Raw genomic sequence first — 20,130 nt, forward strand, 5'->3', positions numbered from 1 at the left:
GAGATAAAGAACCCCCTTTTCAATCTGTCCACTTTGGAGGGGACATCCCTTCTTCATAGTGTCCATTTTCAAGGAACCCTTCTTCTTAATGTGTCCACATCTATGGGTACATTATAGGACTCGCCTTCTGCTTTTCCTTCTACTTTTCCTTCTGCCTTTCCATCCGCTAATCCACGTTCCATTCCATCCTTAAGCAGCATTTCCCCAAGCTTCGTCATAGCAATCATCTCCTTTACCCTGTCCAATTCTTGTTCCTGCAAAAACTTATCCGCCAAAGCATATAGTACCGCCTGCATTTTTTCCAATTCCATTTCCGTTACGGAACTGGAGGCTTCCCGGAGGATATGCAGACTTTTAATAATGCGGTCCACAATCTCCAGCTTTCCTGACATGAGAGGGGTTAAAAGCAGCGGCACCAAATCTGCTTTATCCAGTGTTTTTCCCCGTTTTTGTTTTTCCTCCAGCAGTGCAATTACCCGATCCGCATCCTTGTTTTTCAGACGGATAACCTTCACCTGATAACTATTAATCCCTTCCGTCAGTTTACTTAAAAGCTGCTTTACTCCGGATGTACAGATTACATAAGTAACCACCGCAACGTTAAAGCTCCGGCTGGTAGCTGCTTCGTATTCCCGGAAGCGTCTCAGATCTTCCTTCGTAACAGAATCGCTTTCGAACTCCAAATGAATCCAGCTCCCGGACCCCGAAATATAATTGAAATCCTGATACATCTGCCTTGCCTGCAGTTTTACATTTTCAGTCGGCGCGATGTACTTTACCCTGCCGGGTATGCCAAGTATCGGCAGTAATTCATCCCCAAAGTACTGTGCTGCTGTTTTCAGCGCCAGATCCTCATGGTTCAGTCCCGTCCTTTCCTTTTGTTCCCGGTTCTGCCCCGCGGAATCTTTTTCTTTGCGTTTTTTCACATAGCCTCCTATTCCGTAAGCCATGTGTAAAATTCTATCTTCCACATAATTATAACTGATAATCCGACACCGGACAACCGCTTCTTACTCTTACATTCTTTACTTTTTATGCTTCACTGACGGGAAGCATCCCTATTAACAAAGCTTCTTTGAAATCATTGTCCGACATGGACAGAATAAATGAATGGATCTTTGAAGTGTTATTGTAATTTGGCTGCGGCAGATAGTCTTTTACACATATTTCCGGCCGCCGGTGTTTATTTATCATATCATATAATTGTTATTGATGACAACAAAAAAACAGTAATCCATATATATCCGGACAAACTAACCGTAAAAAATGTTAGTCAAATATTAGTCATCATAAAAAGTCATATATGACAATTCGTCTCTATTATCTTCGGACATGAAAAAAGCCCGTATATACGGGCTTCCTACAAGCTGCTGACGGGAATCGGACCCGTGACCTCCGCACTACCAATGCGACGCTCTACCGACTGAGCCACAGCAGCATTTTCCGGCGACTCTCGCTGTCACCGAAAGCTAGTATAGCATAGTAAAATCTGTTTTGTCAACAATAAAATTCATTTTTTTCACGAGTTTTCACGAGTCCAGGAATCTGCTGTTTTCCTTCAAATTCTTTTCCTACAGCAGCCCCCTATCTTACACCGCTGATTATTCCACTACCTGATAAGCAATATAAGCATCGTCTTCAAACACGACTTCCATATGCCCTTCTATCCACTCCCACGGGAAATTCTGCGTATTCATTTCATAAGGCCATACCAGTTCTTCCCCCTCCGGGCCGGTCTGTATCTTATCCATCAGCACATAATCCGGATGCTCATAATCCATAACCAGCTCCTTGCCTCTGCAGCGCAGAATATGGAAATACAGGTTCTGCCGTGCATATACGTCACCTGTCAGGACCGTATCCACTTCCTTTTCATCAAGCTGTTTAAGCGCGGCATAAATATGATTATCCCTGCTGTCATAGCCTGCATTATATTCAGGCAGCCTGCAGTATACAACGGCCAGAAGTATAGCCGCTGCGGCTGCGAGCAGTGAGCCGTAAGCCGCGGAGCCTGCCGGAAGGGAAAAGCTTTTTCTCTGTGCCAGTCTGTCTGCCGCAGGTTTAACAATGGCCCACAGCGCATACGGCATCAGCACAAACATCATGGACAGAACGCTTCCCATATATGTGAATACCCGCAGATAAGGAAACACACACTGTATGACGAGGAACACAGGAACCATTACCGTAAGCACAAATACGTACAGAGATAAAAAGAACATGCTTTTTTCTTTTCTCCGGCAGCTGATAATAATGAGCGCAAGCATCAGAAGCAATCCGAAAAGAATAAGAACAGGCAGGATATGGCTTCCGTTTGGATATACCTGATTGAGCACACGTCCCAGGTACAGGGTAAATTCATTATTGAAACGGCTTCTGTCAATACTCTGGATATTGGGATCCGAAAGCATTGCCCCCATCCCTCTGGAAAAAGCCGCAAACGGTGCGGTTTTCAATACCTGGAAATGGCTCATGCCATAAAAAGCACCGGTCTCCTCTTTCACAAGGAAATTGGAACCAATGGCCAGCCAGATAATCGTATAAAGTCCGAAAGTCACAATCGCTGCCGCCGCGGAAGCGATTACAAGCCGGAAAAGTTTTTTATATTCCCCGGTAAACAGCAGATACAATCCTCCTGCCATACACACAGGCACCACCCAGTACAGATTGCTGGGAATGGTATATAGTCCTCCCGTCAGGCAGACGGCAAAGCCGGCATAATACCAGAACCTCCTTTTCCCCTTCCCTTCTTCCGTTTTTTCCGGTATACAGATTTCGTACAGGCAGTTAACCGCCGCCAGAAGGAAAAAGCCAGAAAGAGCATATCCTCTACCCTGGGCGGCCTGCTGCACTACATTGTACATGGCGGCAAAAAGGGCGGTACCCGCCGCTGCCATCCGGGGAGAAATCCCTTTTTTCAGAATCCGGTACAGAAGCAGCAGACTTCCCATGGATGCAAGAAAGGAAACTCCGCGCAGCCCGATATACGGATTCCCCAGCTTATTCAGAACAGCCGACAATGCCGAATAAAACACATGATTATTGGGCAGCGGCCAATGTATCATGGAATATATCATGCCTCTGTCAATAAAGTTTTCATAGGTATACAGTTCATCATACCAGGGCGGGAGGGAAAACATACGCCATATATAATAAATTCCCATTCCCAGAAACAGGCACCAGAACAGGCCGTGATCCCGTATCAGCGCCGCTGCATCCTTCTTTTTTTCTATTGCTGTATTTTTCACAGTATTTATTCCCACTTCGTTATCCTTTTTCTTATTTTACCCTTATTCGCAAAAAAACTGCCGAAACAACGGAGGCCGCTCTCTGCGGATCCCTCTTATATTCATTCAAAAATCCGGCGGCCGTCTTACTGCCTCAGACGGCGCCGGATCTCAATATCCTTAATGGCCGCGCCGGGCATTTCCTGCCGTACGGCGCAATTATATCATATCTTCTGTTATTAATCCAGTTCCCGCTTGCCGGTGTAAAGCTCATAATATCTGCCTTTCATGGCAAGGAGATCCTCATGGGTGCCTCTCTCGATGATTTCACCCTGCTCCAGCACCATAATGGCGTCGGCATCGCGGACGGTGGAAAGGCGATGGGCAATCACAAGGGTAGTACGTTCCGTCATCAGACGGTCCATTCCTTTTTCGATATGTTTTTCAGTCCTGGTATCCACAGAGCTGGTAGCTTCGTCCAAAATCAGGACAGGGGCCTTGGAAATGGCAGCCCTGGCAATATTGAGCAGCTGTCTCTGGCCCTGGCTCAGGTTCGCACCGTCCCCCTCTATCATGGTGTCATAGCCTTTATCCAGGCGCATGATAAAAGAATGGGCGCTCGCCGTCCTGGCGGCCTGCTCCACCTCCCCGTCGGTGGCATCCAGTCTTCCGTACCGGATATTTTCCCGGACTGTGCCGGTAAAGAGATGGGTGTCCTGAAGCACCATGGCGATATTGCGGCGCAGGTCATCTCTGGCAATATCCCGGATATTCACACCGTCTATGGTGATCTTTCCTTCATTAATGTCATAAAAACGGTTTATCAGATTGGTTATTGTGGTTTTGCCGGCCCCTGTGGAGCCCACAAAAGCGATTTTCTGTCCCGGTTTTGCGTACAGGGAAATGTGCTTTAAAATGATTTTGTCGGGATTATAGCCAAAGGTTACATCCTCCAGGCGTACATTTCCCCTGCAGTCAGTCAGCCGCACCGCGTCCGGGCCATCCTCCGGCTCAGGCTCTTCATCCATAATGGCAAACACACGCTCCGCTCCTGCCAGTGCGGAAAAAATGGTATTCATCTGCATGGAAAGCTCGTTAATAGGACGGCTGAACTGTCTGGAATAGTTCACGAATACGGTAAGCCCTCCGATATCAAAGCCTCTGAGCACACAGAGGATTCCGCCCACGCAGGCAGTGACAGAATAGCCCACCTGGCTCAGATTGCCGACTACGGGCCCCATAATTCCTCCGAAAAACTGGGCCATGATCTGCTTATCCCGCAGATCATAATTAAGATAGGAAAACTCCTCTTCCGCAATTTCCTCATGACAGAATACCTTCACCACCTTCTGTCCGCTCACAGTCTCTTCAATATATCCGTTCAGCGTCCCCAGCGCCGCCTGCTGGGCCTTATAAAATCTGCGGCTCCGCATGGTGACAAACCGGGCGGCCTGCATCATAACAGGAACCATAAGAACGGTAATCAGGGTCAGCCAGATATTGGTATATACCATCAGGCAGAAGGTTCCTATGACATTGATCACGCTGGAAATAATCTGAACCACGGTATTATTGAGCATTTCACCCACCGCATCCACATCGTTGGTAAAGCGGCTCATGATATCTCCGTGGTTATTGGTATCATAAAAACGCACCGGCAGCCTCTGGATTTTGGCAAAAAGCTCATTCCTTATTTTAAAAATAGCCTGCTGGGATATACCGATCATAATGCGGGCCTGGAGATACTGGGCCACAATGCCGAACAGATAAATACAGGCCATGATCAGCAGGGAACGGAGCAGCTTCTGTGCGCTGCCATCCACGGAGGTCAGTCCGTTTATAATAGGGCGCAGCATATAGGAGCCGGCAAGCATGGATACCGTATTGATGATAACACAGGCAAAAACCAGCACCAGCTTATATTTCTCCTCCTGTATGTAGGAAAGCAGCCTTTTCACTGTCTTCCCGGTGTTTTGGGGCTTTCCCCCGGGCATACGGCCTCTTCCGGGGCCGCCCGGCCCTTTTGCCGCCTTTGCCTGGTTCTGCTGGGCTGCATAGGAATATTTCCGGATCAGCGCTTCTTTTCTATCTTCCTTCATGACGCCCCCACCTGCCTTTCCATCTGGGAATAATAGATTTCCTGGTAGGCGCTGCAGTCTGCAAGCAGCTCCTGATGTCTTCCCAATCCCACAATTTTCCCTTCATCCATTACGACAATCTGATCCGCCTCCATAACGGAGGTGATCCTCTGCGCTATGATCAGTTTTGTAGTTTCCTTTAAGGTACCGGTAAAGCTTTCCCGGATTTTGGCTTCCGTAGCGGTATCCACGGCGCTGGTGCTGTCGTCCAGGATGAGTATCCGGGGCTTTTTCAGGAGCGCCCTTGCGATACAGAGACGCTGTTTCTGTCCGCCCGATACGTTGACTCCGCCCTGTCCCAGCTGGGTCTGCCAGCCGTCCGGGAAGGTCTGCAGGAAAGCGGCGGCCTGGGCGGCCTCTGAGGCCTTGATGACCTCTTCCTCTGAAGCGTCTTCATCTCCCCACATCAGGTTTTCTTCGATTGTCCCTGAAAAAAGCACATTTTTCTGAAGCACCATGCCGACGCCGTTTCTCAGGTTTTTCAGGGAATAATCCCTCACGTCCACACCATCCACCAGCACGCTTCCCTCGTCCGCATCATAAAGCCGGGGTATCATGGAAACAAGCGTCGTTTTTCCGCAGCCGGTGGAACCGATAATTCCCACCGTCTGTCCGGGCTCTATCGTCAGATTAATATCATCCAGCACTTTTTCCTGACTTTCCTTATAATACCGGAAGGAAACACCCCGGAATTCAATCCTGCCCTTTTGTACCAGGGCGTCTTTCTTTCCTGCCCGGTCATCCGTCAAATCAATCTCCGTATCCAGAACCTCATTGATACGTTTTGCACTGGCGATGGCACGGGAGCTCTGCAGCAGCACCATGGCCAGCATCATCAGTGACATGAGCACCTGCACGATATAAGTCGTGAAGGCGGTCAGGTTTCCTACGGGCATGTCACCCACCAGCACCTGTTTTCCGCCCATCCAGACAACAAGCAGTGTTGTGGCATTCATAAAAAAGGCCATGAGGGGCATCTGGAAAATGACCACCTTAAAGGCACGCAGGCTGGAATCCTTCAGATCCTCATTGGATCTGGAAAAACGCTCTTCTTCGTATTCCCCGCGGACAAAGGATTTGATAACACGTACGTTCTGCAGCGTTTCCTGAATGTTGGAATTTACTTTATCCAGCTTTTTCTGCATCATGGTAAACCGCGGGAAGGCCGTACGCATGATTATAGTGATGACTACGATCATAACCGGCATGATGACCAGAAATATCCTTGCCAGGCCCGCATTCATGGAAAAGGCCATAATAATAGCCCCTATCAGCATTCCCGGCGCCCTCAGCATCATCCGGAGAGCCATCATAATCAGGTTCTGCACCTGGGTGATGTCATTGGTAAGCCGGGTCACCAGCGAACCGGTGGAAAAGGTATCTATATTGGTAAAAGAAAATTTCTGTACCTTCTTAAAGCAGTCGTTACGCAGATCCGCTCCGAAGCTTATGGATGCCTTGGAAGCAAACCACGCCCCGCCGATGCCTCCTGCCATCATGATAAAAGCTATGATGATCATGGTAATCCCGGTTCCCACAATATAAGGGACATCCCGGTTGGCAGCCCCTATATTGATGATTTTTGCCATATAGGCCGGCAGGATCACCTCTCCCACCACCTCCGTTATCATAAGAATCGGCCCCAGGATAAATGCATACCAATAGGGCTTAATATACTTCAAATACCGCTTCATTTTCGCTCCTCCGCGTCCAGCCGGCTGTTCTGCTCCGCCATATTTTTATAAGCCTTTTCCATAAAATGAAAGAACTGCTCCACCTCTTCATCGGTAAATCCTTCAAAGAAGCATCGGTCCGTTTCCTGAAAAATCAGAATACTTTTATGGATAACCTCTTTTCCTTTTGCCGTAATGCTCACCTGATTAATCCGGTTATCATTCTCGTCGGCAAGCCTCGTGATATATCCTCCTTTTTCCAGTTTCTTCAGGGAAACGGCAATCGCCGCTGCCGAAACATCGAATTTCTCAGCCAGATCCACCTGGGAGCAGCTGGGATTTCTGTCCAGCTCCATTAAAAGTCTGTGCTGGGTGGGGAAAACTCCTGTGTTGGAGACTTTTCTGTCCAGGTAGCGTCTCAGCATTGTATCTGTCTTGCGGAATCTCATAATCGAATCATGTGCCAGCTGTTTTCTGTCCATCTTCCTAATAACTGCGCTGGGGCAGTTCCTCCTTAATGATCTTTTTAAGTTTTGTGAGAGCCTCTGTGCCATCCGGGTGCTGGTTCCATGCCTTTGCCTGCCCCCTCGGTCTACGTCCCTGAGCTTCCCGCCGCCGGCCCCGGCCATGCAGGGAATCCTGTAAGGGGCGTCATAAGCTCGCCGGTCCTTAGGCTGCGTCCTTTGCAGCCTTAGTACCGCTGCGAGCTTATCCGAGCGAAAGCGTCCCCTGCAAGGATCCCTGCATGGCCGGGGCCGGCGGCGGGAAGCTCAGGGACGTAGACCGAGGGGGCAGGCAAAGGCATGGAACCAGCACCCGGATGGCACAGAGGCTTGCGCGAAGTTTGAGTAACTCAGTTAAGTAGTTAATGCTTAAATAAGTTAATTGTTATCTAGTTAACTATTTTAATATTTTTTTGGGGGAAAGTCAAGTCGTAAGTAACTTTATCTGTCAGTATATACCAGTATAAGAATGGGGTATAAGTTGTGGAAGTCATCTTGTCACATAACTAGATATAGTATATAATGAATTCAATTCGGCAAAAATAATACTAGTTTTAGTAGTGTACATATCCGGGGACAGTGTATTTGCCAGATAACAATCTACGGGCCCGGAAAAAGGAGACAGACATGGATATCATGAAACGAAATGGCCGTCAGGAGGATTATGACGGGCAGAAAATTATCAGGGCTATGAGGAAGGCTTTTGAGAGTACGGGAAGTAATCCGGCGCCTTCGGTTATGGCTGATCTGCTTGTATCTGTTGAGGAAAAGCTGGCGGACAAAAATATTACGAATGTGGAAGGGATTCAGGATCAGGTAGAGCAGACTTTGATGGAGCAGGGCTTTTTTACGGAAGCTAAGAATTATATTCTTTATCGTCAGAAGCGTTCTCTTTTGAGGGATGCCAGGGTGTCTCTGGGGCAGGCGACTTCTGATCCTGAGCTGGAATCGGTGTTCCGGAAGATTCAGAAGGATTTTCCGGAGGAGGAGTATTCTCTTCTTCATCTTTCTGTTAAATATAATGCTTTCTGTAAACCGGAAATGAAGCCGGATGAGAAGCTGTCGGCCTTGATTAAGGCGGCGGTTGAGCTCACTACGCAGGAGGCTCCGCGGTGGGAGTTCATTGCGGCCAGGCTTTTAAATTATCAGGCGCACAAAAAGATCGCCCTGCGGATGGGGGAAGCGAGAATTACGGGTTTTTATGAAAAGCTCCGGTATCTTACGGATCTGGAGCTTTATGGGAGTTATATTCTAGAGCAGTACAGTCGGGAGGAAATCGAGGAGGCGGCATTGCTGTTGGATGATACGAGGGATGAACTGTTCACCTATGCGGGGCTTGATCTCCTCCTGAAACGGTATTGTATCCGTACCAAAAGCCATGTCCTCCTGGAAACGCCCCAGGAAATGTATCTGGGCATCGCCCTTCATCTGGCTATGAAGGAAAAGCAGAATCGTATGAACTGGGTGAAAAAATTCTATGACTGTTTAAGCCGCATGGAGGTCACGATGGCTACTCCCACTCTTTCCAATGCGCGCAAGCCCTATCATCAGCTCTCCAGCTGCTTTATCGATACGGTTCCCGACAGCCTTGACGGGATTTACCGCAGTGTGGATAATTTCGCCCAGGTGAGCAAATTCGGGGGCGGCATGGGGCTTTACTTCGGGAAGGTACGCGCCACGGGAAGCTCCATCCGCGGTTTCGAGGGTGCGGCAGGCGGCGTGATCCGGTGGATCAAGCTGGTGAATGATACCGCTGTTGCCGTGGATCAGCTGGGTATGCGGCAGGGTGCGGCTGCGGTTTATCTGGACGCCTGGCACCGGGATCTTCCGGAATTTCTTCAGCTGCGGACGAATAACGGGGATGACCGCATGAAGGCTCATGATATTTTTCCAGCGGTCTGCTATCCTGATCTGTTCTGGAAAATGGCAAAGGAGGATCTGAATCAGGACTGGCACCTGATGTGTCCTCATGAAATCCTTACCGTAAAGGGATATTCCCTGGAGGATTATTACGGGGAAGAATGGGAAAAGCGTTATCTGGAATGTCTTCGCGACTCCCGGATTTCCAAACGGACGGTCTCCCTGAAGGAAATTGTGCGGCTGATCCTCAAATCCGCAGTGGAAACCGGAACGCCCTTTACCTTCAACAGAGATGCGGTCAACAGGGCCAATCCCAACGGACACAGAGGAATCATCTACTGTTCCAACCTGTGTACGGAAATCGCCCAGAATATGTCTCCCATTGAAACGGTGAGTTCTGAAATCCGTACGGAAAACGGGGATACCGTGGTGGTGAATACCACACGTCCCGGGGATTTTGTGGTCTGCAATCTGGCGAGTCTTTCCCTGGGAAATATTCCTGTGGAAGATGACGCTTATCTGTCCGATGTGGTGGCAACGGCTGTCCGCGCCCTGGACAATGTCATCGACCTGAATTTCTACGCCCTTCCCTATGCCAAACTGACCAACCGCCGCTACCGCAGCATCGGTTTGGGAGTAAGCGGTTATCATCATATGCTCGCCAAACACCAGATCCCCTGGGAAAGCGAAAAGCATTTTTCCTTTGTGGACGATGTGTTTGAACGTATTAACCGCGCCGCTATTTCCGCCAGTTCCGATATCGCCGCAGAAAAGGGCAGTTATGAATATTTTGAAGGCAGCGACTGGCAGACCGGCGCCTATTTTGAAAAACGCAGCTATACCTCTCCGGTTTGGAAGGAGCTTCGGGAAAAGGTGGCATCCCAGGGAATGCGCAACGCCTATCTTCTGGCCGTGGCTCCCACCAGCAGCACCAGTATCCTTTCCGGTACTACCGCAGGGCTTGACCCCATTATGAAACGCTTTTTCCTGGAAGAGAAAAAAGGCTTTATGCTTCCCCGGGTAGCTCCGGAGCTTTCCATGAAAACCTACTGGTATTATAAAAACGCCCACCTCATCGATCAGAGCATGAGTATCCGTGCATGTGGGGTGCGTCAGCGCCATATCGATCAGGCGCAGAGCATGAATCTGTACATCACCAATGATTATACGCTCCGCCAGGTGCTCTCTTTGTATATTCTCGCCTGGGAATGCGGTGTCAAAACCATCTATTATATAAGAAGCAAATCCCTTGAGGTGGAGGAATGTGAAAGCTGCTCTTCCTGACCGCTTATGAAAAGGATAAAGGACGTAAGAAAGGATACAAGAAAATGAATGAACTGAAAAAGAAACCTCTTTTTAACCCGGAAGGGGATACGGATGTGCGCCTGCGCCGTATGATAAACGGAAATACGACGAATCTGAATGATTTCAATAATATGCGCTATCCATGGGTAAGCGACTGGTACCGTCAGGCCATGAACAATTTCTGGATCCCGGAGGAAATCAATCTCTCTGCGGATGTCAAGGACTATCCACGGCTTTTGCCGGCAGAGCGCACCGCTTATGATAAAATCTTAAGCTTCCTGGTTTTCCTGGATTCCATCCAGACTGCCAACCTGCCTCACATAGGGGAATACATCACTGCGAATGAGGTGAATCTGTGCCTGTCCATCCAGACCTTCCAGGAATGTGTGCACAGCCAGAGCTACAGCTATATGCTGGACTCCATCTGCAGCCCTACCGAGCGCAACGCCATCCTTTACCAGTGGAAGGATGACGAGCATCTGCTGCGCAGGAATACGTTCATCGGAAATTGCTACAATGAATTCCAGGAGCACAAGGATCCCACCACCCTGCTGAAGGTTATGATGGCTAATTTTATCCTGGAAGGCATTTATTTTTACAGCGGTTTCATGTTCTTCTATAATTTGAGCCGCAACGGGAAAATGCCCGGCTCCGCACAGGAAATCCGCTACATCAACCGGGATGAGAACACACATTTATGGCTGTTCCGCAATATTATCTTGGAGCTGCAGAAAGAAGAACCCCAGCTTTTCACCTCCGAAACCATAGCCGAACTGAAGGAAATGCTCATGGAGGGTGTGCGCCAGGAAATCGAATGGGGCCACTACTGCATCGGGAATAACATTCCCGGCCTTACCAGGGATATGGTGTCCGACTATATCCGTTATCTCGGCAACCTGCGCTGGACCAGCCTGGGCTATGAGCCCCTCTATCCGGAGCATACCGCGGAACCGGAAAGTATGGCCTGGGTGAGCCAGTATTCCAATGCGAATATGGTAAAAACAGACTTCTTTGAAGCGAAAAGCACCGCCTATGCCAAGAGTACGGCGCTGGTGGATGATCTGTAAAACGCTCTGCAAAAAACCGGTCGGTATCTGTCAGGGATTACTCCTCAGATACCGGCCGGTTCTTTGCCTTATTACATTAAAAAAACAGCTTATACTCCGCTTCTGCCGTCAGCCTGTGAATCCTGCACGCCCCTTCCTCAGGCAGATCCGGCCATTGCTCCAAATATACCGGCATATCTCTTTTCAGCCTGTGAACGGTTATATCCACGTTCTCCGGGAATCCAAATCTTTTCAATCCGATCTCCCAAATCTGCCCCGTATAAAAATGATCCCCTTCCTTCTTCCCGTCAATAAAAAGCTCCAGGCTTTCTCCCACATAATCCAGCTTCAGAAAAACATCCTCTGCCTCCGTTTCTTCTGCATAATCAAGTTCTATGCGGTAACGGCATTCTTCATCGCTGCTCTGTTTTTCTTCCTTTCGTAAATTGCAGGAAGGCGTATTCCGGGATATTCTCTGGGAATATCGTGTGAAAATCCCTTCGTTTCCTGTTTTTACAAATCCCTGGGGTACCGTGGGAAGCTCCGGATATACACGGATTTCCAGCTCTTCTGTTTCTCCCGTCCGGAATAATACCTTACAGGAACCGCCTTCCTCCACAATCGGATAGTTACATACCGCCAGATATTCTTCTGTTCCGAATTCCATCCTCCAGGCATGCCGTGCATCCTCCCTGCTTATATGAATAAGTTCCTTTTTCCCAAGATCTCCTTCTATTCTGAAATGAGGTTCCCTGTCACCGTAAAAGATATATCTCTCCCCGTCCGTCCTGTGAAGAATACACAGGGGAGAAGCGCTTGCACTTATCAATACCGCATGTTCTCCCACCGGAAGGTGAAAGGGATAGAAAAAATAATCTCCATTCCGGATGTCCTGCGCCTCATAGGAGATATCTCCGTCAGGAAGCCGGACATTCAGGATTACCCCCTGATGATCTGCCATCTGTTTTCTTCTCTGAAAATTATTTACAAACAGATAACCGCTGTTTCCTTTTCTCCTTACCGCACTGCGGAGGCGGACGGTATCATTGGGATCCTGAGGGCTGTCCTCCGGAATGAAGGTCTTCATTTCACAGAAGGCTTCCCCGAAATCATGGAGGAACATGGCATATAATTTAAGCTCCAGGCCGGTATCCGATATCTGTCCGTATTCCCTGATGGGTGCATTAAAATCATACGAATATTCCGGAAGATCGTTGGGATAGCCTGATTCTCTGGACTCCTGCAGCGTGCTCCTTTTCCCATGAGGATTGGTTCCTCCATGATACATATAGTAGCCAAGAAGATTGGCTCCGCACCCCAGCTTGGTCAGCGTCATGGCCCCGATATCCGCCGCTGCCGCCACCGGTCTTCTGTGCCTTGTCACCTGAATTCCGCCGCCCAGCTCCGCTGTGAGATATGGGAACTTATCCCACGGCCAGGTAAGACCTTCCCCCATTCCCAAGTCACTGCCTATATTCCGGTCGTTTCTTTCCTGTGTAAAAACATAATTCACACTCGGCTCCAGTTCCGTTATTCTCGGATCCCACGGCGCGTCGCAATAACCTCCAAGAACCGGAAGCATACCTCCTGTAACCGCTCCGCCCCAGCCGGTAGCCGTATAATAGGGTACATCAAATCCGGCACCGACAGCCAGCCGCTTCAGCCGGCGCATGTGGTCCTCTCCCTCTTCACCGGTAAGGCCGCCGCAATGTCCATACTCATTTTCAATCTGAACACCGATTACCGGTCCGCCGTCCTTATGGAGAAGCCCTTTTACTTCCATAAAAATTCTCTCGTAATAGCGTTTTACGCAGGATAAATAGCTTTCATCATTCGTACGGGGCACAAAATCCTTCTCAAGCAGCCAGTCCGGGAATCCGCCGTTACGAACTTCTCCATGGCACCATGGGCCGATTCTCAGAAAAACCAGCAATCCGCATTTTTTTGCCGTGTCTAAAAATTTATGAAGATCCCGGCAGCCCGAAAACAGGTATTCTCCTTCCTCTTCCTCATGATGGATCCAGATTACATACGCGGATACCACATCGACGCCGCAGGCCTTCATCTTATACAAAGACTCTTCCCAATAGCTGTCCGGATACCTGCTGTAATGGAATTCCCCCATTACAGGAAACCATGGCCTGCCATTTCTGGTCAGATATTCTGAGGTATAGGAAAACAATTCCGTATTTTTCAACCTCATCACCTCCCTGCCTATTTCTGTAGGGACGGCCAGGCAAATTCTATCCCTAATTTCTCTTTATTTTTATGGAATTTCTCATTCTGGGATTCATACAATTCTTCATAGCCCATGCTGTACATCTGCTCCACGGCCTGGCTGTACAGCTTCTCGCATTCCGCTTCATCCGATGCCATGATAATCTGAGGCTCCGCAGATTTCCAGTATTCATCAATGGCCGCCTTAATTGCCGCCAAATCCGTGCCTGCCATAGGGTTAATATCGGAAAAGCATTTGTCATCATACAGGCTGGCATCCTTATCACGCTCCATGTTTATCCGGTCTTTTTCCAGTTCATTTTCAACGTTAAGATTCTCGTACTTCTGGATGATCGTATAGTCCATGGCAAAACTCAGGTTCATATTATACTTATTATAAGCAGCATTGTAGTCTTCTTCGTACTCTTTTACCGCTTCTTCTTTCCGGATCGCCTTGCCGTCTACGATATCATAGCAGCCGCTCCCGTATTCCTCATCCAAAGCCGCTTCTTCCTGTGTGAGATAGGCAAACAGACTGATAATTCTGTCCGGATGCTCTGCACCGGCGGTTATCATGGTCGTTGTCCAGCCTGCCGCATTGATAGATGATAAATAATGCTGTTTGCCCGAATCACCGGTTTTAATGGTTCCGCAGTAAAGCATTTTCGCATTGGGATCACTGGAATAGAGCGCCGATCTTGGCTGTTTTACCGTCATCCAGCCCTGTGCCATAAATACCTGCCCGCTCGCCACTTTCTGATCCCGCTGTGTCTGATCCTGGGTAAATTCATCCGTGGTAATCAGCCCTTCCGTATACAGCTTGTTATAGAATTTCAGCGCCTCCAGGTATTCCGGCTGGAGCTTGATATCCAGGAGATTCCCCTGTTCGTCCTCCTGCTGTGCCCCGAACTGCTGTGCCATATTTACCGGATATACACCCGTTAACGGAATAACATCCATGCCGTCATACTGCAGCTTCTGGTCTTTTACCTTCTTCAGAGCCTGATAAAAGCCGTCCTTGGTATGCAGATCATCCATTGTCATGCCAATCTGCTCCAGCAGATCCGTGCGGACAAAATTGCTGTTGTGTGTGACCAGAAAGCCGCCGAATTCGTCACTGCATCTCTCCGGCCCATAATAAAAGCTTACCAGGGAATACCATTTTCCATCCTCATTTCTGTACCAGTCCTTCTGTGACTGGGGAACATTCAAATCCGGCGCATAGTTTTCCGCCAGATCCTCCAAATCCAGTACCAGACCCGCATTCTCCATCTGCAGCCTCTGGGACGCCACCGCATCAAAGGTTACCACATCCGGAAGCTCTCCCGATACAATCAGCGCATTCAGCTTATCCGCATCGCCTGTAATGATATTCACAGTGATTCCGGTTTCCGTCTGCAGCTTTTTGTCGGCAATATTATTCACCGGATCAAAAACCTTGCCATACCAGTCATAAGCCACAAACCAGTCTATGGTTACAGGGCTTGTGTCCTTTTTCCAGCTCGGGGTTTCTCCCGCTGCTTCCTCCTTCTGAGACTCCTCCGCCGCCTCTGTCTGAAGCGACTCGGACTGCGGGATATCTGCCGCCGTCTCTTCTCCCCTGCTTCCGCAGCCGGACAGCAGGCTTACACATACCGCCCCCGCAAGCAGGATACTGCTGATTCTTTTTCTTCTCATACGCAACCTCCCATAATTAAATGATTATAATTAACCCTTTACCGCTCCTATCGTCATACCCTTTACAAAATATTTCTGAAGGAACGGATAAACGGCAACTACCGGCAATGCAGTGACCGCCATTGCGGCCAGTTTCACGGACTGGGCAGTAATTTTGGCGGCGGCGTCCGGGACTACCCTGGCCGCCGTGGCTCCCATTCCGGCGGCAACGGACGGATCCGTAATCACCTTTTTCAAATACAGCTGTATCGTCTGCAGCGATGCATCCGCCGTATACATCATGGAATCAAAATAGCTGTTCCAGTGCCCGACAATCGTAAAAAGAGAAATGGCGGCTATAACCGGCTTGCTCAGCGGCAGGATTATCTGCAGGAAAATACGGTATTCCCCCGCCCCGTCCATCTTGGCGGACTCATTCAGCGCCTCGGGCAGTTCTCTCATAAAGGACTGGATAATTATCATATTCCACACATTAAATAAGGAAGGAATGATGTATACCCAAAACGTGTTGTAAAGATGGAGCCCTCTGATCAGCAGGAAATAGGGAATCAGCCCACCTCCGAAAAACATGGTAAACATAATGAACGGTATATACACCTTTTTGAATTTCAGGTTCGGCCTGCACAGACCGTAAGATACCAGGCATGTAAACAGCACGCTTGTCACGGTTCCAACCGCACATTTTGCTATGGTTACGGCAAAGGAATTCAATATACTTTTGTCCCGGAATACGGCTTTGAAATTATCCAGAGTCCATACCCGGGGCCACAGATATACGCCGCCCCGCATATAATCCTTTCCTTCATTAAATGCGCCCACCACAATAAACCACAGGGGATAAGCCATTATCAGAATAAAAAGAATCATGATCAGCACATCTATCACATCAAACGGTTTTATTTTACCGGCCTTTCTTATTTCCTCCATCATTTCCTCCCCCTTCCTAAAAAAGTCCTTTTCCTGTTATTTTGTTGGAGCATTTATTCGCAGACCATAACAGGACAACTGCAATTATGGATTTAAACAGCCCGACCGCTGTGGCGTAGGAATACCTCTGCTGTGTCATTCCTATTTTGTATACATAAGTGTCTATCGTTTCGCTGGCGCTGATGTTCAGGGAATTCTGAAGAATCAGCACCTGTTCAAAGCCGGTATTGAGAATATTGCTGATTTGAAAAATCAGCATGATTACGATAGTTCCCATAATGGCCGGCACCGTAATATATATGATTTTCTGAAACCGGTTCGCTCCGTCTATGTATGCGGCCTCATACATATCCTGGTCAACCGAAGTGATGGCAGATATGTAAAGAATCGATCCGTAACCAATACTCTTAATAATGGAAATAACCGTGAATATCATATAAAATTTATTCGGATCCGCCATCAGATTCATGTTTCCTTCAGCCAGCCGGAATAAATTCAGCCCCTTATTTACAATGCCCCCGGATGCCAGCAATTCCAGCATGATTCCTCCGAAAATGACCCAGGACAGAAAGTGGGGAAGATAAGATACGGTCTGCGCCAGTTTACGGAACCGTCTCCCCCTGAGCTCTGTGATCAGGATCGCCAGAATAACCGGCGCCGGAAAACCTATGACAAGTCCCAGCAGATTTATCATTATCGTGTTCTTCAGCACCAGAGGAAGCTTAGGATCTGTCAGAAACTGGCTAAAATATTTCAATCCCACAAAATCTCCGCCGATGAACCCCGACATAATGTTAAAATCCTTAAAAGCGATGCTGATTCCATACATGGGTAAATAGCTGAATATAAACAGGAAAATCAGTCCCGGCCATACCATCGACTGTATCTCCAGCTGTCCCTTTAATTTTTCCCGGCTCATTCTGCCGGATCTTTTCCACTTTGTCTTCCGATCCTTTTTTACTGTTGTCACTGCCATTCATACCCCCTGTTTCTGTCATCTTCCGTAATCTTTTTTCCCTGACTGCCGCTGTCCAATAATCCCATAAGCTCGTTCTGCTTTACCTCCAGAGCCCGGCAGATACAAAGCAGTTCGCTTCCGCTGAGTGCCTCTCTCCATACAAAGACCATCAGCAGCCTCCGGTATGCAATTCCTGTCAGCTGTGCTAATGAAGCGCAGCTGATATCCTTTTTACTCATGATATCTTCTAAGAATTGTATAATTCTTTTGTTCATAATTCATACCCTCAGATTGAATTATTCGTTTACCTCATCATTATATGGTTGATTTATTCGTTTTGTCAATATATTTTGTTTGAATTTTTCAATTTACAAATTGACTTGTTTAAAACCATCCTGTATTATGCAGTTGTGAGGTGACAAGTATGGCAAATAAAAAATTTGGTGATACTCTTCGTACTTTACGGAAAGTAAAAGGATATACCCAGCAGCAAGCTGCCGATTTACTGGGACTGAAGAACAAAAGCACACTTGGTTCCTGGGAGGTTGGGAAATCAGAGCCGGACGGTTATACGCTGCTCAAGCTCTGTCAGATTTATGATGTGCAGGATATTTACACCGCCTTCGGAGAAATTTCTCCATGTAAACGCTCCTCCGACAGCATAATGGAGCACTATCTTTTACTGACGGATGAATACAAAAAAGTCATTGAATCGCTGATTATACAGCTGTTGGAAATACAGGAAAAATCAAGATAAAAAAAAGGCCAGTGATATATATCACTGGCCACCTTTCCGTATATGACTGCCCGCTGCGTATTTTATCGTATCATTTGCTTCCATTTTATCCACAATTCCCGCCGCATTGACTCCCGGATGAGTCACTCGGATGCGGCATACCTGTTCCACGAAATTCTCCGGCAGCCTCCATTTCTCCGCCATCATCCGAATACTTTCCCCTCTGTCCATCCCTTTCATGATTCTTTTGACCGCCACGCCTCTCTCCAGAGTGTATATCTCCTCCAGATTGGTGTTTTTCCTGTCAGGCGCGCTCTCTTCCGCCAGCGGCAGATCAATCCGCTCCACCTCATAGCTGCCGTTATGGAGTTCCAGGACCGCCATGGTAATCGGAAGGCTGAACCGCCGTTTTCCGCAGCTTCCCGGATTAAGCCACAGGGTATTTCCCTCCTTCTGACAATCATAATTATGGGTATGGCCATATATGATCACATCCGCCTCTCTTCTTACCTCCGGGATTTCCCTCTTATTATGAATCATATAAAAAGAGACACCCTCCAGTTCAAACCAGAGTGTTTCCGGCAGGCCGGAAGCCCATTCCCCATCGTTGTTCCCCCGGACAAGATATAAAGGCTTCTTTTTTTCCAGCTGTTCCGCCAGCTTTTGTGTATTTACATCCCCTGCATGAATGATAACATCACAGGATTCCATAATGTCTGTCACTTCCTGCCGAAGCAGATCATGGGTATCTGAAATAACTGCCGCACGCATTTTTATCCTCCCTTTCCCTCCGGAATCGCTTCCGGCCCTAATCAAAAACTGCCTTTTGCCATTTCAAATTCTTCCAGAATACTCCTGCCTATATCCCCGTAATACTCCTGTGTCGGGCCAATATAAAGCCCGTTTGTGCTGCAGAAAGCTCCCCTTGCCTCCTGCCATTCATTTTCCCCTTCCATAGAAATTGCAATACATTCCCCCTTCTCAAAATAAAGGGTTCTGGCCTGCACAGCGTTAGTCGGCTTATCAACCGCATAGATCAATTCCCCGCTTTCCGGGCTGAAGTAAAAATCATAATGGATGCCTTCCCCATGCAGCAGCTTGTCCTTCTGCGCCAGTACCTGCTCCACATAGTCCCTGTTATGGAGCGCCGAGCAGCTCACATTTGCAAGGATTAGAAAACCTCCGTCCTTTTCCTTCAGGCTAATCTCCCAAAGCCCGTCCCCATTCCCTGTGTTATAGAGGATTTTCACTATATCCGCCGTTCTTGTCCCCGACACGCATTCCGCCATAACCAGATTGGTATCACCCACATTCAGATAATAAGCCTGGTATTCCGGCAGATAATCCAAACGGATTTTCCTCTGCACCTGATCCAGGGTAATGCCGAATTTTCCGGTGAGATATTCGTTCATCCTTTCCACCGGAAATTTTACCGAATCAAGAGTTTCCTCCCAGCCGAGCTTTCTGATTTCCTCCTCAGACACCGGTTCCCCCAAATCAAACCGGCTGTAAAAAATCTCGGAAACGCTGATCTGTTCCGGTTCCTCATAGCAGCAGGTCAGACAGTTCCTGTTATCGGCGCTGTTCAAAAGCTCCTGAAAGTCCTGCAGCTCTTCCGGAGTGAGCGAAACCTCTTCCGCCGTCTTATCCATACAGGAACTTAGGGCAAATACCGCACAAATAAGCAATACCGCAGCCAACATCCTGCCCGGTCCCTGCATCCTTTTTACACCCTCTTTCATACTCTCCATTTTCCGTAATTTCCTCCCTGATATTTTTTATATTACCTTTTTTCGGCCATGAAAACAATGTGCAGAAGCGTATTTTAAAAAAATCTTAATTGTTTTTGTGACAAAATTTACT

15 protein-coding genes and 1 tRNA gene are annotated in these 20,130 nt (G+C 48.1%); 3 read left to right on the forward strand and 13 right to left on the reverse strand.

Translation table 11 applies throughout. The annotated features are described in order from the left end of the window. Positions 1-68: 68 nt before the first annotated feature. The 6 genes from BLA28_RS09995 to BLA28_RS10020 form a co-directional block, all read right to left on the reverse strand. A complete protein-coding gene (locus tag BLA28_RS09995; protein WP_169897228.1) occupies positions 69-926 on the reverse strand; it encodes a hypothetical protein in 858 nt (285 codons plus the stop codon). A 439-nt stretch (positions 927-1,365) separates the two neighbouring features. Further along, a tRNA-Thr gene (locus BLA28_RS10000) sits at positions 1,366-1,438 on the reverse strand. 163 nt (positions 1,439-1,601) lie between these two features. Further along, entirely contained in the window at positions 1,602-3,248 is a 1,647-nt protein-coding gene (locus BLA28_RS10005; protein ID WP_141702996.1) for a glycosyltransferase family 39 protein, read from the reverse strand. A gap of 218 nt (positions 3,249-3,466) precedes the next feature. Continuing rightward, on the reverse strand, positions 3,467-5,326 hold the full coding sequence (locus BLA28_RS10010; RefSeq protein WP_044969195.1) for an ABC transporter ATP-binding protein: 1,860 nt from the start codon (positions 5,324-5,326) through the stop codon (positions 3,467-3,469). Continuing rightward, positions 5,323-7,059: an ABC transporter ATP-binding protein gene (locus BLA28_RS10015; protein WP_069159333.1), complete on the reverse strand. Its 1,737-nt coding sequence runs from the start codon at positions 7,057-7,059 to the stop codon at positions 5,323-5,325. Before BLA28_RS10015 ends, BLA28_RS10010 begins: the two co-directional genes overlap by 4 nt. Then, positions 7,056-7,520 carry a MarR family winged helix-turn-helix transcriptional regulator gene (locus BLA28_RS10020; RefSeq protein WP_025483397.1) on the reverse strand — a complete coding sequence of 155 codons (465 nt, stop codon included), beginning with the start codon at positions 7,518-7,520 and terminating at the stop codon, positions 7,056-7,058. The genes BLA28_RS10015 and BLA28_RS10020 overlap by 4 nt, the downstream gene beginning before the upstream one ends. Positions 7,521-8,168: 648 nt before the next feature. Here BLA28_RS10020 and BLA28_RS10025 point away from each other — a divergent pair. Then, positions 8,169-10,685, forward strand: coding sequence for a ribonucleoside-diphosphate reductase subunit alpha (locus tag BLA28_RS10025; RefSeq protein WP_069159334.1), 2,517 nt, complete (start codon positions 8,169-8,171; stop codon positions 10,683-10,685). A 44-nt stretch (positions 10,686-10,729) separates the two neighbouring features. Beyond that, positions 10,730-11,773: a ribonucleotide-diphosphate reductase subunit beta gene (locus BLA28_RS10030; RefSeq protein ID WP_069154125.1), complete on the forward strand. Its 1,044-nt coding sequence runs from the start codon at positions 10,730-10,732 to the stop codon at positions 11,771-11,773. A 76-nt stretch (positions 11,774-11,849) separates the two neighbouring features. Here the strand turns inward: BLA28_RS10030 and BLA28_RS10035 are convergent, their stop codons facing one another. From BLA28_RS10035 to BLA28_RS10055, 5 genes are read right to left on the reverse strand one after another with little or no spacing between them, the layout of a single operon-like run. Next, positions 11,850-13,955, reverse strand: a complete 2,106-nt coding sequence (locus tag BLA28_RS10035; protein WP_408607638.1) for a beta-galactosidase — start codon at positions 13,953-13,955, stop codon at positions 11,850-11,852. Between the two features lie 11 nt (positions 13,956-13,966). Beyond that, positions 13,967-15,646 (reverse strand): extracellular solute-binding protein, encoded by a 1,680-nt coding sequence (locus BLA28_RS10040; RefSeq protein WP_069159336.1) that lies wholly within the window; start codon positions 15,644-15,646, stop codon positions 13,967-13,969. 30 nt (positions 15,647-15,676) lie between these two features. Then, positions 15,677-16,576, reverse strand: coding sequence for a carbohydrate ABC transporter permease (locus BLA28_RS10045; protein WP_207647384.1), 900 nt, complete (start codon positions 16,574-16,576; stop codon positions 15,677-15,679). Between the two features lie 13 nt (positions 16,577-16,589). Further along, positions 16,590-17,549, reverse strand: coding sequence for an ABC transporter permease (locus BLA28_RS10050; protein WP_069159337.1), 960 nt, complete (start codon positions 17,547-17,549; stop codon positions 16,590-16,592). Further along, a complete protein-coding gene (locus tag BLA28_RS10055) occupies positions 17,540-17,770 on the reverse strand; it encodes a hypothetical protein (RefSeq protein WP_141702997.1) in 231 nt (76 codons plus the stop codon). Before BLA28_RS10055 ends, BLA28_RS10050 begins: the two co-directional genes overlap by 10 nt. 185 nt (positions 17,771-17,955) lie before the next feature. On the opposite strand from BLA28_RS10055, the gene BLA28_RS10060 reads away from it, so the two are divergent. Further along, the gene (locus BLA28_RS10060; RefSeq protein WP_009255631.1) at positions 17,956-18,288 is read left to right on the forward strand and encodes a helix-turn-helix transcriptional regulator; all 333 of its coding nucleotides are present in this window, start codon (positions 17,956-17,958) and stop codon (positions 18,286-18,288) included. Positions 18,289-18,309: 21 nt separating this feature from the next. Here BLA28_RS10060 and BLA28_RS10065 read toward each other — a convergent pair whose 3' ends face one another. Continuing rightward, positions 18,310-19,038, reverse strand: coding sequence for a metallophosphoesterase family protein (locus BLA28_RS10065; RefSeq protein ID WP_009255632.1), 729 nt, complete (start codon positions 19,036-19,038; stop codon positions 18,310-18,312). Between the two features lie 41 nt (positions 19,039-19,079). Next, positions 19,080-20,018 carry a hypothetical protein gene (locus BLA28_RS10070; protein WP_069159338.1) on the reverse strand — a complete coding sequence of 313 codons (939 nt, stop codon included), beginning with the start codon at positions 20,016-20,018 and terminating at the stop codon, positions 19,080-19,082. Between the last annotated feature and the right edge of the window lie 112 nt (positions 20,019-20,130).

The organism is Eisenbergiella tayi, from assembly GCF_001881565.1.
In the GTDB taxonomy this organism is placed as follows: Bacteria; Bacillota; Clostridia; order Lachnospirales; family Lachnospiraceae; genus Eisenbergiella; species Eisenbergiella tayi.

What these genes read in the sequence shown, in the direction of transcription:
- BLA28_RS10010 (WP_044969195.1), bottom strand. Translation starts at nt 5,326, where the DNA reads ATGAAGGAAGATAGAAAAGAAGCGCTGATCCGGAAATATTCCTATGCA.
- BLA28_RS10015 (WP_069159333.1), bottom strand. Translation starts at nt 7,059, where the DNA reads ATGAAGCGGTATTTGAAGTATATTAAGCCCTATTGGTATGCATTTATC.
- BLA28_RS10020 (WP_025483397.1), bottom strand. Translation starts at nt 7,520, where the DNA reads ATGGACAGAAAACAGCTGGCACATGATTCGATTATGAGATTCCGCAAG.
- BLA28_RS10025 (WP_069159334.1), top strand. Translation starts at nt 8,169, where the DNA reads ATGGATATCATGAAACGAAATGGCCGTCAGGAGGATTATGACGGGCAG.
- BLA28_RS10030 (WP_069154125.1), top strand. Translation starts at nt 10,730, where the DNA reads ATGAATGAACTGAAAAAGAAACCTCTTTTTAACCCGGAAGGGGATACG.
- BLA28_RS10035 (WP_408607638.1), bottom strand. Translation starts at nt 13,955, where the DNA reads ATGAGGTTGAAAAATACGGAATTGTTTTCCTATACCTCAGAATATCTG.
- BLA28_RS10040 (WP_069159336.1), bottom strand. Translation starts at nt 15,646, where the DNA reads ATGAGAAGAAAAAGAATCAGCAGTATCCTGCTTGCGGGGGCGGTATGT.
- BLA28_RS10045 (WP_207647384.1), bottom strand. Translation starts at nt 16,576, where the DNA reads ATGATGGAGGAAATAAGAAAGGCCGGTAAAATAAAACCGTTTGATGTG.
- BLA28_RS10050 (WP_069159337.1), bottom strand. Translation starts at nt 17,549, where the DNA reads ATGGCAGTGACAACAGTAAAAAAGGATCGGAAGACAAAGTGGAAAAGA.
- BLA28_RS10055 (WP_141702997.1), bottom strand. Translation starts at nt 17,770, where the DNA reads ATGAGTAAAAAGGATATCAGCTGCGCTTCATTAGCACAGCTGACAGGA.
- BLA28_RS10060 (WP_009255631.1), top strand. Translation starts at nt 17,956, where the DNA reads ATGGCAAATAAAAAATTTGGTGATACTCTTCGTACTTTACGGAAAGTA.
- BLA28_RS10065 (WP_009255632.1), bottom strand. Translation starts at nt 19,038, where the DNA reads ATGCGTGCGGCAGTTATTTCAGATACCCATGATCTGCTTCGGCAGGAA.
- BLA28_RS10070 (WP_069159338.1), bottom strand. Translation starts at nt 20,018, where the DNA reads ATGGAGAGTATGAAAGAGGGTGTAAAAAGGATGCAGGGACCGGGCAGG.